Origin of the sequence: Phenylobacterium zucineum HLK1 (assembly GCF_000017265.1) — a bacterium.
In the GTDB taxonomy this organism is placed as follows: Bacteria; Pseudomonadota; Alphaproteobacteria; order Caulobacterales; family Caulobacteraceae; genus Phenylobacterium; species Phenylobacterium zucineum.
The window spans coordinates 2308487-2320875 of sequence record NC_011144.1; the positions used below are offsets into that span (position 1 = coordinate 2308487).

The window sequence follows — 12389 nt, forward strand, 5'->3', positions numbered from 1 at the left end:
CTAGCGGCTGCCGCGCGGTTCGCGCGACAGGCGGGTCATCAGCAGCGCGGCCCGCTTGGCCTGGACCTCGAGGCTCGTGAGGTCGATCGTCTCGCCCGGGGCGTGGCTGTTCTCGCCGGCCGGACCCAGGCCGACCAGCCCGTCGATGAACGAGACGAAGGCGATGTCCCCCGCCCCGCGTCTGGCGGGGTCGCCCTGCGGCATCTCGGCAAGGCCGAGGGTGCGGTTCACCTCATTCAGCCTGGCCAGCAGGGCCTTGTTCCCCTCGGTCGGGGCCATCGGCGGATAGCCGGTCTCCTCGAAGGTCAGGACGGCCTCGGTCTTCGGCAGGTGGCGGGCCACGATCGCCTGCATCTTCGCCCGCACCCGGGCCTCCTGCTCGTTGGACAGCGTGCGGATGTCGCCCACGGCGACCGCCTCGGCCGCGATGATGTTGGACTTGCCGCTGGCCTGGCCGCCGGTCCGGCCTTCGTTGACCGAGGCGTTCGCGCCGCCGACGAGGATGCCCACGTTGTAGGTCAGGTTCGGCTCGGCCAGTTCGCGCCGGAACGCATCGAGGATCCGGGTCAGCTCGTAGACCGCGCCGCAGCCGGGCCCCTCCATGCAGACCCCCGAAGAGTGGCCCGAGCGCGCCGTGGCCCGCAGCGTCCAGGACGTCGCCGAGCGGCGGGCGATCGCCCCGATGTCCCGGCCGCCCTCGCGCGAGAGGCCCTCGAAGTCCAGCGCCACGTCGCTGGCGCGGCCGGCGGCGATCAGGTCGGCCCGGCCGATCGACAGCGGCGCGCCCGGCTTCTCCTCGTCGCCCGTCAGCACGACGGTGATGTCGGCGTCCTTCAGCGTCCCGGCCGCCTGCATCGCCCGCAGCGCCGCGATCATCACGACCATGCCGCCCTTGTCGTCGCCCACCCCCGGCCCCTCGGCCACGTCGCCGCGGCGGGTCCAGGCCTGGAACGGGCTGTCGGGTTCGAAGACGGTGTCGAGGTGGCCGATCAGCAGCAGCCGCTTGCCGCGCCCGTTCCCCTTGTGGACGGCCACGATGTGGCCGGCCCGGTCGGTCGCCTTCATGGGGACCCAGCGCACGTCGAAGCCCAGCGGCTCCAGCTCGGCGCGCATCATCCGCCCAACCTGCTCGACGCCGGGCAGGTTCATGGTGCCGGAGTTCACCTTCACCAGGTCTTCCAGCAGCTTCACGCTGCGCTCGCGCTCGGCCTCGACGGCGGCGATCATCGCGCGCTCGGCCGGCGTGGGCGGCGCGGCCTGCGCCGGCGCGGCGGACGCGAGGGCGAACGCCCCCAGGAGGGCGGCGCAGGCGGTCTTCATGGGAATGGCTCCGGGTTTCAGCCCGGCTGACTACGCAGGCTGCGGACGAATTCGACAAGGGCCGAGCGCGAGGCGCCGCGCGGCAGGTCGGCGTAGGCCTTGAGCAGTTCGAGCGCGCCGGGCTCGGCCAGCAGCGCGGCCACCTCGTCCACGGCGCTGGAGGTCGGAGAGGCCTCGCCGAACATCTCGGCGACGGGCACGCCCAGGGTCCGGGCGATGCGGGCCAGCATGGAGGCGCTGACGCGGTTGGCGCCCCGCTCGTACTTCTGGATCTGCTGGAAGGTGACGCCGGCCGCCTCGGCCAGCGCCTGCTGCGACAGGCCCTTCAGCTTCCGGAGCAGCCGGATGCGCGCGCCCACCGCGACATCGACGGGATCGGCGATCGCCTCGGGTTTGCTGGCCATGCGCGCTCCGGAACCTCTGCAGTAGTGCCCTATCGCGTCCGGCTCGCCTCGTCATCGGCGGGCGGGGCCACGCCTTGCGGGGCGCCCCGGTCCGAGATGGCGTAGCAGGCCTCGGCGATCACGATCCCGACGGCTCTCCGAAGGGCCCCGACCGCCGGATCGACCCGCTCCAGCGCGATCAGTTCTTCCTCGTAGGGCGCGAGCAGTTCCACAAGGTTCTGCGCCAGTCGCCTGGCGTGCTCGGGATTGTGACTCATCTCGGCCCCCTTGGGGCGAGCCTGAGCGAGGGGGCCTGCGAATGCAAGCAGCCCCCGGTTGGTGACCGGGGGCTGCGGCTCGCCGGGCTACACGCGGCGGTTGCCGGAACTCAATTGGCGGCGATGGCCTGGGCGGCGGTCTGGGCCTGGATGACGGCGCGCCCTTCCCGCTCGGCGATGCGGCGGAAGGTGGCGAGCGCCTGCCCGGTGACCTGGTCCATGTTGTAGTAGCGGTAGGTCGCCAGCCGCCCGACGAACAGCACCTCGGGCGTGTCCAGGGCCAGGGCCTCGTACTTCTTGTAGAGCGCCTGGTTCTCGGGCCGCGGCACCGGATAGTAGGGGTCGCCCTCGGCGCTGGGATACTCGTAGGTGACCGTCGTCCGGCGAGAGGCCTGGCCGGTCATGTGCTTGTATTCGCTGACCCGGGTGTAGGGGACGGCCTCGTCGGGATAGTTCACCACCGCCACCGGCTGGAACCACTCCTGGTCCAGGGTCTCGTGCCGGAACCGGAGGCTGCGGTAGGGCAGCTTGCCGAAGCGGTGGTCGAAGTACTCGTCGACGGGGCCGGTGAAGATCAGCCGGTCGAAGTCGGCCTCGTCCCGGACGTCCTCGTACTCGACCCCGAGTTCGATGGTCAGGCCCTTCTGGTCCAGCATGTTCTCGAACATGCGGGTGTAGCCGTCGAGCGGCATCGACTGGAACTTGTCGGTGAAGTAGCGGTCGTCGGTGTTGGTCCGCGTCGGCACGCGGGCGGTGACCGCCTTGTCCAGCTCGGACGGATCCATGCCCCACTGCTTGCGCGTGTAGCCGCGGAAGAAGGTCTCGTAGAGCTCGCGGCCGACCTGGCTGACCACCACGTCCTCGGACGAGCGGATCTTCTCCACCGGCTCGGCCCGAGAGGCCAGGAACGCCTCGGCCTCGGCGTCGGTCGACAGGTTCACGCCGTAGAGCATGTTCAGGGTGGTGCGGTTGATCGGCATCGGCACGTGCAGGCCGCTCTTCACGCAGGCCAGCACGCGGTGCTCGTAGGGGCGCCACTTGGTGAACTGCGACAGGTAGCGGAACACCTCTTCCGAGTTGGTGTGGAAGATGTGCGGCCCGTACTTGTGCATCAGCACGCCGCCGGCGTCCTTCTCGTCGTAGGCGTTGCCGCCCACGTGCGGACGCCGGTCCACCAGCAGGACCCGCTTGCCCAGCTGGCTGGTCAGCCGCTCGGCCAGCACCGAGCCGGCGAAGCCTGCGCCGACGATCAGGTAGTCATAGGGCTTGGTCCGGGAGGCGGCGCGGATCGCCGGCGCGGCGACCCCGGCCTCGGCCATCAGCTCGGCCCTGCCCAGCTCGCGCGCGGCGAGCACGCGGCCGATCTCGAGGTTCATGCGCGTGAACGTCTCGTCCCACGACAGCGCCGAAAGCGCCACGTCCACCGCCTTCAGCCAGTCGCCGCGGAGCCGCGAGAGGGCCAGGGCCTGGTCGCAGGCGGCGATGAAGTCGTCGTGCGAGGCGGCGACCTTCACCGCCTCCAGGTCGCCGTAGTGGCGCACCACGTCCACGATCGGGGTCGAGACCACCGGCCGGCCGCCCGACAGGTACTCGGGCGTCTTGGTCGGGCTGATGAAGCGGGTGGACTCGTTGATGGCGAACGGCATCAGGGCGACGTTCCAACCGCCGAGATAGGTGGGCAGCTCCTCGTAGGACTTGCCGCCCAGGTAGTGCAGGTTCGGCCGGCGCGGCAGGCTGTCGGGATCGATCTTCACCACCGGCCCGACGATCACGATGCTCCAGTGGGGACGCGCGTCGGCCAGCGCGGCCAGCAGGCCGAGGTCCATCCGCTCGTCGACGACGCCGTAGAAGCCGAACCGGGGCCAGGGCAGCTGCGCCTGGTCAGGCGCCTCCTCGCGCATCACCCGCGCCCTGGCGAAATGGGCCCGATCGACGCTGGAGGGGAACGGGTGGATGTTGGGGTGGCGGTCGCGCTTGGCCTCCCAGAGGCTGTAGCCGCCGGTGAAGACCACGTCGGCGGCGGCCATCAGCTCGCGCTCCAGGCTGGTCAGCTCGGGCGGGGCGAACTTGAAGTTCGCCAGCTCGTCCATGCAGTCATAGACCGTGCACGCCGCCTCCAGATGGCGCGAGAACGGCAGCATCATCGGGGTGTAGTACCAGCGCAGCAGATCGCCCGGGACGCTGGCGACCACCTCGTCCAGCAGGGTCTTGAGCAGCTCGTCGCGCCGCTCGGCCGTCAGCCCCTCGGGCAGCGAGGGCGTGGCGACGATCACCCCGCTCTCCGGGCACACCTTGCTGTCCAGGCGCGGCGGCGAGCCTTCGGGGGTCCAGACCGGCTCCTCCCAGAAGATCACCTTCCGGGTCTGGGCGAAGCGGGTCATCAGATGCTGGGGACGCTGGAAGACGAAATCCCACCGGAGGTGGGAGAAGCAGATCAAGGTCTCTCGACCTCGGGAATGCGATCCTGCTTGCGGAGGACACGGCTCAGCGCCGACGGCGCTCGGAACCCAAGGCGTGTTCAAGGGCGCATTCCTTTTGGATTGTAAGACACACGAAGCCCGCGGACTTAACCCCTGACAGCAGAATTGGTTCCCGCCCTCTTCTTGAGACTGGCCAAAAGTATTCAGTAATCAAAAGATAGCCGCAGAAAGCTAGACCGCGACTTTAGCTTAAGTCGGAAAGTCGACTGTTCAGCTCGCGGTTTCAGCTTTGCGGCCGCCGGCGCGGCGGCCCGATCCGTAAGCCGGCTGGGCCTCCCACCGCAGGGCGTCGGCGACGATGCGGTCGAGGGTCGAGCAGACCGGCTCCCAGCCGAGCAGATCCCGCGCCCGCGAGGCGTCGGCCACCAGGCTCGGCGGATCGCCGGCCCGGCGGGCGCCGATGCTGTGCGGCACGGGCCGGCCGAGGGCGCGGCCGACGGCCTCGACCACCTCGCGCACAGAGTGGCCCTGCCCCGTGCCGACGTTCACCGCCTCGTAGGCGCCGGCGGGCAGGTCGACCTCCAGGGCGGCGACGTGGGCGGCGGCCAGGTCGTTCACGTGGATGTAGTCGCGCAGGCAGGTGCCGTCCGGGGTGTCGAAGTCCTCGCCGAACACGGTCAGCGGCTTGCCCTCCCCCAGCCCCGCGGCGATGGCGAGCGGCAGGAGGTGCGTCTCAGGCTCGTGGGCCTCGCCGATCCGGCCGGAGGGGTCGGCCCCCGCGGCGTTGAAGTAGCGCAGCGCCACGGCCGTCAGGCCATAGGCGCGGCACTGGGCCTCGATCATCCACTCGCAGGCCAGCTTCGTGTCGCCATAGGGGCTGGCGGGCGCCTTGCCGGCGCTCTCGGGGATGGTCTCGAGCGGCCCTCGCCCGCCCTGGCCGTAGACCGCCGCGCTGGACGAGAACACCAGCCGCTCGACCCCGCGCTCGCGCATGGCGGTCAGCAGGCTGACGGTGCCGCCGACGTTGATCTCCCAGAAGATGTCGGGCTGGGCGACCGAGCGGCCCACCTCGATCAGGCCGGCGAAGTGGATCACCGATTTGACGCCGTGGTCCGAGATCGCCTCGGCCAGCGCGCGGGTGTCGCGGATGTCTCCGTGGACGAAGGCGCCCCACTGGACGGCCTCGCGGAAGCCTGAACTGAGGCTGTCGAACACCACGGGGAAGAATCCCCGCTCGCTCAGAGCCTTCGCGGTGTGTGCGCCGATGTAGCCGGCTCCGCCCGTCACCAGGACGGCGGGCTTCGATCCCCGATCCATGCGGCCGATAATTCCCGCCCCCGGGCGCCGGTTCCAGCCCCATTCGGCAGGATGGGGAACGATTGCTTCCGCGGCGGCTTTGAACCGTCGGGTTGTGACGGGAAAGCCAGGGTCGATGCCGACACTCGAGCTGTGGGGCGGTCACGAATGCACCGTGAACCGTGTGGGGACCGCGTTCCACGACCAGACGGTCAGGTCCGGGCACCACGACCGCATCGAGGACCTCGACCGCTTCGCCGAGCTGGGCCTGAAGGCGCTGCGCTATCCGGTGTTGTGGGAGCGGACGGCCCCCGATCGGCCCGGCGAGCACGACTGGCGTTGGACCGACGCGCGGCTGGCGCGCATCCGCGAGCTCGGCATGCGGCCGATCCTCGGCCTGCTCCACCACGGCAGCGGGCCACGCTACACAAGCCTGGTGGACGAGGGCTTCGCGCGCCTGTTCGCCGGCTACGCCCGCGCCGCCGCCGAGCGGTATCCCTGGGCGCGGGACTGGACCCCGATCAACGAGCCGCTGACCACCGCGCGCTTCTCGGCGCTCTATGGCCACTGGTATCCCCACCTGGCGGACGAGCCCTTCTTCTGGGCGGCCCTGCTCAACCAGATCGACGGCACGCGCCTGGCCATGCGGGAGATCCGCAAGGTCAATCCCGACGCCCGGCTGATCCAGACCGAGGACCTCGGCCGCACCTACGCGACCCGCCTCCTCGCCGGCCAGGCCGAGTTCGAGAACTGCCGGCGGTGGATGACCTGGGACCTGCTGGCGGGCCGCGTGACCCGCGGGCACCCGATGTTCGAGCGGCTGGCGGCCTGCGGCTTCGCCGACCGGCTGGCGGCCATCGCCGACGATCCCTGCCCGCCCGACATCCTGGGCGTGAACCACTACCTGACCAGCGAGCGGTTCCTGGACCACCGGCTAGACGCCTATCCCCCCGAGCGACACGGCGGCAACGACCAGACGGCCTATGCCGACGTGGAGGCCGTGCGGGTCGTCCTGCCCGCTCCCGGGGGCCTGGAGGGCGTGCTGGAGGAAGCCTGGGCGCGCTACGGCCTGCCGCTGGCCGTCACCGAGGCCCACAACGGCTGCACCCGCGAGGAGCAGGTCCGCTGGCTGCGCGAGGCCTGGGAGACCGCCGAGCGCCTGCAGGGCCGCGGCGTGGACATCCGCGCGGTCACCGCCTGGGCCCTGCTGGGCACGTTCGACTGGAACAGCCTGCTCACCCGCGCCCTCGGCCACTACGAGGTCGGCGCCTTCGACGTCCGCGCCGAGCCGCCGCGTCCTACCGCCATCGCCGCCGAGCTGAAGCGGCTCGCCCAGGGCGGGCCGCCGCATCCCGGGACGGAGGGCCCCGGCTGGTGGCGGCGCGACATCCGCCTGGAGTTCCGGCCGGTGTTCCGGCACGTGGAGACCCCCGAGCCGCGCTCGGCCTGGCAGGCGGGCCGCGGGGCGCGCCAGCCGCTGCTGATCGTCGGGGCCACCGGCACCCTGGGCAAGGCGCTGGCCCGCGCCTGCGAATGGCGCGGCATCGACTATCGCCTGACCAGCCGGGCCGAGCTTTCCCTGGACGACGCCGACTCCATCGCCGCCGCCCTCGACGGCTGCGGACCGTGGGCGGTGATCAACGCCGCCGGCTGGGTGCGGGTGGACGAGGCCGAGGCCTGCGCCGCGGACTGCCTGGCGGCCAACGCCGACGGCGCGGTGCGGCTCGCGCGGATCTGCGCCGAACGGGGCCTGCCCCTGGTGGGCTATTCCAGCGACCTGGTGTTCGACGGCTCGGCCGGGCGGCCGTACGTGGAGAGCGACCCGCCGGCGCCGCTGAACGTCTACGGCGAGAGCAAGGCCCGCGCCGAGCGCGAGGTGCTGGCCCTGGGCGGGCAGGCGCTGATGATCCGCACCGCGGCGTTCTTCTCGCCGTTCGATCCCTACAACTTCGCGGCCCATGTCGTGGGGACGCTGTCGGCGGGACGCGAGTTCGTGGCCGCCGAGGACCTGGTCGTCTCGCCGACCTACGTGCCGGACCTGGTGGACGCCAGCCTCGACCTGCTGCTGGACGGCGACGCCGGCCTGCGCCACCTGGCCAACGCCGGAGAGGTGAGCTGGGCCGGCTTCGCCCGGATGATCGCCGCCGAGCTGGGCCTCGACGCCGGCCGGGTGCTCGGCGTCCGGGCCGACAGCTTCGGCTGGGCCGCGGCGCGGCCGCAGCACGTCCCGCTCTCGACCGAGCGGGGCCGGGTCATGCCGAGCCTCGAGAATGCGGTCGCCCGCTACGCCGCCATCGTGCGGGAAGCCGAGTTCGCGCCCGAGGCCGAGGCCATGGCCGACCTCGCCCATCCGGAGACGCTGGTGCGCCGGGGCGCGCCGCCGACCTGACGGCGCGCGGCCGCCGCGTCAGTGGCTGGCCTGGTCGTCCTCGACCTCGAAGACGTCCTCCTCCACTTCCGAGAGCAGCTCGTCCAGGGCGTCGATGATCGCGTCCAGCTGTTCGGGCGAGGTGGCGAATTCGATGGTCTCGCCGCCGTCGGCCTCGAGGTGCAGGACGAAGTCCTCCTCGCGGACCGAAATGGCGAACTTCGTGAGCTGTCTCATGGGGGGCCCTCCAGATGGCCCCCCGATAACCGTTCGCGACCGCGAAGGTTCAGCGCAGGGCGCGCGCGGCCTCGACGACGCGCGCCGCCTTGGCCGCGGTGTCGGCGACCGGCTGGCCCGCCCGGTAGAGCTCGCCGCCGAGGCCGAAGGCGCGCGCGCCCGCCGCCCACCAGTCGGCCATGCTGTCCGGCCCCACCCCGCCGACCGCCCAGACCACCGCCTCGTCGGGCAGGACCGCCTTGAGCTGCTTCAGGTGCGCCGGGCCGTAGGTGACCGCCGGGAAGAGCTTCAGGTGCCGGGCGCCGGCGTCCAGGGCCGCGAAGGCCTCGGTGGCGGTGGCGAAGCCCGGCGCGGGATCGAGGCCGAGCGCCACGGCCCGGACGATCACCTCGGGCGAGGTGTTCGGCGCCACGATGATGCGCCCCCCGACGGCGGCGACGGCGTCCACCGCCGCGGCGTCCAGGACGGTGCCGGCGCCGATCGCCATGCGACCGACGAAGGCCTCGGCGATCCGGCGGATGCTCTCCAGCGGCTCGGGGGAGTTGAGCGGGACCTCCACGCCGCGGACGCCGGTCTCGTAGAGCGCCTGGACGTGGTCCACGGCCTCGTCGGGGCGGATCCCCCGCACGATGGCCACCACCGGACATTCCAAGAGGGCCGCTTCCAGCTTCATGACCGCGCCTTCCGATAGAGGTCGAAGAGGCCCGCGACCGCCGCGGCCTCGCCGTCATGCAGGTCGGAACTCACGCCGCGCGTCTCAAGGGCCCGGGCGTAGAGCGCGCACAGCGCCGGGTCGCCCAGCAGGTCGACGTGCGCCAGCCCCTCGCAGCCCAGCAGCCGCGGCAGGGCCGCGACCTCGGCGCCGATCAGCAGGCCCGAAAGGTAGGCCGGCGTGCTCTCGGCCGGCCGCCCCTGCCCCACCACCCGCGCCCGGGCGGTGAACAGGCGCGCGGCCAGGGCGTCGCCGTCGCCGGCGGCCGCGCAGCCCTCGTCGAAGGCGTCCATGTCGTCGGCCGGGGCATCGCTCTTCAGCACGCTGTGGGCCTTCAGCACCGCGAACAGCTCGCCCGTCATGGCGGTGACGAACCGCACCAGCCGACCCTCCTCGAGGACCATCCACTTGGCGTGGGTGCCGGGATGGCAGATCACCCGGCGGCCCTGGCGGCGGGCGGGATCGGCGGCCAGCCAGCCGAACGCCTGGGTCTCCTCGCCGCGCATGACGTCGCCGCGGCCGTTGAAGCCCTCGAAGCGGACGCCGGGCACGATCCGCACCCAGTCCGCCCCCTCCACCGCCATCAGCCGGCGCGCGAGGTCGTCCGGTCCGGCCGGGGCGTCGACGTAGGGCGCCTCGCGCCAGCCGAGGTTCGAGCCCACCATGCCGCAGAGAATGGCCGGCAGGCCTTCCGCGCCGAGGGCCGGCCGCACCTCCTCCCGGAAGCGCCGCTCGGCCTCGCCGGCGCCGATCTGCGAGACCCCCAGGCCGGGGAAATCGCGGTCGCCGACGATCCCGCCGCCCGCGTCCAGCGTCCAGGCGCGAAGGTTGGTCGTGCCCCAGTCGCAGGCCAGCAGCGCGGCGCCCATCAGAGCCGCCCCGCATCGACGATCAGGTTCTGGCCGGTCATCATCCGGCTCTCGTCGCTGGCCAGGAACAGCGCCGCCCGGGCGATGTCCTCGGGAAGGATGCGGTCCTTCAGGGCCACCTGCTCGCGCCAGGCGGCCTCGGCCTGCGGCGTCAGCCACAGCTCCAGCTGGCGCTCGGTCACCACCCAGCCCGGCGACAGGGCGTTCACCCGGATGCGGTCGGGGCCCCATTCGCGGGCCAGCCCCTTGCTGAGGGAGTTGATCGCGCCCTTGGCCGCCACATAGGTCGCCATGTGAGCCGGCCCCCACAAGGCGTTGATCGAGCTGACGTTCACGATCGAGCCACCGCCCGCCGCCTTCATCATCGGATAGACCGCCACCGAGGCCGCGAACGCCGGATCGAGGTTCACCGCCAGGCCCTTGCGCCAGGCGTCCATCGAGGTCTCGGCGGCCTCATGCCGCGTGTCGTTGGCGACGTTGTTGATCAGGACCGTGACGGGCCCAAGCGCCTGGGCCGCGTCGCGGATCGCCGCCTGCAGCGCCGGCACGTCGGTCACGTCGCAGCGGCGGAACCAGGCGCCCTGCCCCAGCCGCCCGGCCAGGGCCTCGCCCGCATCGGCCTGCAGGTCGACGAAGGCGACCTTGGAGCCCTGGGCGTGGAACTGCTCGACGAAGGCGGCCCCGATGCCCGAGGCGCCGCCGGTGACGAAGACCACGCGGTCCTTCATGCCGGGATAGATCGCCCCCGCCATCAGTGGGACTCGCGGGTGACGTCGGGGCTGGACTTGCCGACCAGGAAGTCGAGGTCGGCGCCGCGGTCCGCCTGCAGCACGGTGTCGATGTAGAGCTTGTACCAGCCGCGGTCGAACTGCGAGGGCGTGCGGGCGGCCTCCCACTCGGCGCGGCGGCGGGCCAGCTCGGCCTCGTCCACCAGCAGGTCGAGGGTGCGGCTGGGGCCGTCGAAGGCGATCTCGTCACCGTTCCGCACCAGCGCCAGCGGCCCGCCCGCCTCGGCCTCGGGCGAGACGTGCAGGATCACCGTGCCGTAGGCCGTGCCGCTCATCCGCGCGTCCGAGATTCGGACCATGTCGCGCACGCCTCTGTGCAGCAGCTTGGGCGGCAGGGCCATGTTCCCCACCTCGGGCATGCCGGGGTAGCCCTTGGGGCCGCAGCCCTTGAGCACCAGGATCGAGGTCTCGTCCACGGGCAGGTCCGGATCGTCAATGCGGGCGTGGTAGTCCTCGATGTCCTCGAAGACGACCGCGCGGCCGCGGTGGGTCAGCAGGGCCGGCGTCGCGGCGCTGGGCTTCAGGATCGCCCCGCCGGGACAGAGGTTGCCGCGCAGCACCCACACGCCCGAGGACGGCCCGACCGGCGCCTCCCGCGTGCCGATCACCTCGCGGTTCCAGACCTCGGCGGCCTCGGCGATCTGGCCCTGGGTATGGCCCGAGACGGTGATCGCCTCGCGCCGCAGCAGCGGCCCCAGCTCTTTCATCACCGCCGGGCAGCCGCCGGCGTAGCAGAACTCCTCCATCAGGTATTTGCCCGACGGCATCAGGTTCACCAGCAGCGGGACCTCGCGGCCGATGCGGTCGAAATCCTCCAGCGACAGCTCGATCCCGACCCGCCCGGCCAGGGCCAGCAGGTGGACCACCGCGTTGGTCGAGCCGCCGATCGCGGCGTGCATCAGGATGGCGTTCTCGAACGCCTCGCGGGTGAGAATCTGCGAGAGCCTGACGTCGTCCTTGACGAGCTGGACGATGCGGTTGCCCGTGAGGTGAGCGAGCGTCTTGCGGCGGGAGTCCACGCCGGGCAGCGCGGCGTTGTTCGGCAGGCAGACGCCCAGAGCCTCCATCAGGCTGGCCATGGTCGAGGCCGTGCCCATGGTGTTGCAGGTCCCGTGGCTGCGGCTCATCGAGCTCTCGGCCGAGAGGAAGTCCGTCAGGCTCATCTCGCCCGCCCGCACCGCCTCGGAGAAGCGCCACACATCGGTGCCCGAGCCGATGTCGCGGCCGTGCCACTTGCCGTTCAGCATCGGGCCGGACGAGACCACCATGGTCGGCAGGTCGACGCTGGCCGCGCCCATGAGCTGGCCGGGCGTGGTCTTGTCGCAGCCGCCCAGCAGGACCACCCCGTCGATGGGGTTGGCGCGGATGCTCTCCTCCACCTCCATGGCCAGGAGGTTGCGGAACAGCATGGCCGTAGGCCGCATCTGGGTCTCGGGCAGGCTCATGGCCGGGAACTCGATCGGCACCCCGCCCGCCTCCCAGACGCCGCGCTTCACGTACTCGGCCAGGTCGCGCAGGTGGAACTGGCAGGTGACCAGCTCGGACCAGGTGTTGCAGACGCCGATGATCGGCCGGCCGTCGAAGACGTGGTCCGGCAGGCCCGTGCCCTTGATCCAGCTCCGGTGGATGAAGCCGTCGCGGTCGTGCTTGCCGTAGCTCCGTTGGCTGCGCAGCGGCTTCCTGGCCATTCCCGACCCCTCGGCGTTCCCGTGATGCCC

The 12389-nt window shown here is 71.9% G+C and carries 11 protein-coding genes; 1 reads left to right on the forward strand and 10 read right to left on the reverse strand.

All coding sequences use genetic code 11. The features are described 5' to 3' along the window. From PHZ_RS11335 to galE, 5 genes are all read right to left on the reverse strand, one after another. A complete protein-coding gene (locus PHZ_RS11335) occupies positions 1 to 1320 on the reverse strand; it encodes a M20/M25/M40 family metallo-hydrolase (protein WP_012522619.1) in 1320 nt (439 codons plus the stop codon). Positions 1321 to 1337: 17 nt separating this feature from the next. Then, positions 1338 to 1724, reverse strand: coding sequence for a helix-turn-helix domain-containing protein (locus tag PHZ_RS11340; RefSeq protein ID WP_012522620.1), 387 nt, complete (start codon positions 1722 to 1724; stop codon positions 1338 to 1340). Positions 1725 to 1753: 29 nt separating this feature from the next. Continuing rightward, on the reverse strand, positions 1754 to 1981 hold the full coding sequence (locus tag PHZ_RS11345) for a hypothetical protein (protein ID WP_148216844.1): 228 nt from the start codon (positions 1979 to 1981) through the stop codon (positions 1754 to 1756). A gap of 110 nt (positions 1982 to 2091) precedes the next feature. Beyond that, on the reverse strand, positions 2092 to 4362 hold the full coding sequence (glf, locus tag PHZ_RS23600) for a UDP-galactopyranose mutase (RefSeq protein WP_041374123.1): 2271 nt from the start codon (positions 4360 to 4362) through the stop codon (positions 2092 to 2094). Positions 4363 to 4671: 309 nt separating this feature from the next. Beyond that, entirely contained in the window at positions 4672 to 5718 is a 1047-nt protein-coding gene (gene galE / locus PHZ_RS11355) for a UDP-glucose 4-epimerase GalE (RefSeq protein WP_012522622.1), read from the reverse strand. Positions 5719 to 5833: 115 nt separating this feature from the next. Between galE and PHZ_RS11360 the strand changes: the two genes are divergently transcribed. Beyond that, entirely contained in the window at positions 5834 to 8086 is a 2253-nt protein-coding gene (locus tag PHZ_RS11360) for a family 1 glycosylhydrolase (protein WP_049758214.1), read from the forward strand. Positions 8087 to 8104: 18 nt separating this feature from the next. Here the strand turns inward: PHZ_RS11360 and PHZ_RS11365 are convergent, their stop codons facing one another. The 5 genes from PHZ_RS11365 to PHZ_RS11385 are packed head-to-tail and all read right to left on the reverse strand — an operon-like array spanning position 8105 to position 12359. Continuing rightward, entirely contained in the window at positions 8105 to 8302 is a 198-nt protein-coding gene (locus PHZ_RS11365) for a hypothetical protein (RefSeq protein WP_041373451.1), read from the reverse strand. A 49-nt stretch (positions 8303 to 8351) separates the two neighbouring features. Then, positions 8352 to 8975 (reverse strand): 2-dehydro-3-deoxy-6-phosphogalactonate aldolase, encoded by a 624-nt coding sequence (locus PHZ_RS11370; RefSeq protein WP_041373452.1) that lies wholly within the window; start codon positions 8973 to 8975, stop codon positions 8352 to 8354. Further along, positions 8972 to 9883, reverse strand: a complete 912-nt coding sequence (locus tag PHZ_RS11375) for a 2-dehydro-3-deoxygalactonokinase (RefSeq protein ID WP_012522625.1) — start codon at positions 9881 to 9883, stop codon at positions 8972 to 8974. The genes PHZ_RS11370 and PHZ_RS11375 overlap by 4 nt, the downstream gene beginning before the upstream one ends. Further along, a complete protein-coding gene (locus PHZ_RS11380; protein WP_012522626.1) occupies positions 9883 to 10635 on the reverse strand; it encodes an SDR family NAD(P)-dependent oxidoreductase in 753 nt (250 codons plus the stop codon). Before PHZ_RS11380 ends, PHZ_RS11375 begins: the two co-directional genes overlap by 1 nt. Further along, entirely contained in the window at positions 10635 to 12359 is a 1725-nt protein-coding gene (locus tag PHZ_RS11385; protein ID WP_012522627.1) for an IlvD/Edd family dehydratase, read from the reverse strand. The genes PHZ_RS11380 and PHZ_RS11385 overlap by 1 nt, the downstream gene beginning before the upstream one ends. Between the last annotated feature and the right edge of the window lie 30 nt (positions 12360 to 12389).

Bases quoted from the DNA above. Each gene is read 5' to 3' on its own strand.
- glf (WP_041374123.1), bottom strand. From the start codon at position 4,362: ATGACCCGCTTCGCCCAGACCCGGAAGGTGATCTTCTGGGAGGAGCCG.
- PHZ_RS11375 (WP_012522625.1), bottom strand. From the start codon at position 9,883: ATGGGCGCCGCGCTGCTGGCCTGCGACTGGGGCACGACCAACCTTCGC.
- PHZ_RS11380 (WP_012522626.1), bottom strand. From the start codon at position 10,635: ATGGCGGGGGCGATCTATCCCGGCATGAAGGACCGCGTGGTCTTCGTC.
- PHZ_RS11345 (WP_148216844.1), bottom strand. From the start codon at position 1,981: ATGAGTCACAATCCCGAGCACGCCAGGCGACTGGCGCAGAACCTTGTG.
- galE (WP_012522622.1), bottom strand. From the start codon at position 5,718: ATGGATCGGGGATCGAAGCCCGCCGTCCTGGTGACGGGCGGAGCCGGC.
- PHZ_RS11340 (WP_012522620.1), bottom strand. From the start codon at position 1,724: ATGGCCAGCAAACCCGAGGCGATCGCCGATCCCGTCGATGTCGCGGTG.
- PHZ_RS11335 (WP_012522619.1), bottom strand. From the start codon at position 1,320: ATGAAGACCGCCTGCGCCGCCCTCCTGGGGGCGTTCGCCCTCGCGTCC.
- PHZ_RS11385 (WP_012522627.1), bottom strand. From the start codon at position 12,359: ATGGCCAGGAAGCCGCTGCGCAGCCAACGGAGCTACGGCAAGCACGAC.
- PHZ_RS11360 (WP_049758214.1), top strand. From the start codon at position 5,834: ATGCCGACACTCGAGCTGTGGGGCGGTCACGAATGCACCGTGAACCGT.
- PHZ_RS11365 (WP_041373451.1), bottom strand. From the start codon at position 8,302: ATGAGACAGCTCACGAAGTTCGCCATTTCGGTCCGCGAGGAGGACTTC.
- PHZ_RS11370 (WP_041373452.1), bottom strand. From the start codon at position 8,975: ATGAAGCTGGAAGCGGCCCTCTTGGAATGTCCGGTGGTGGCCATCGTG.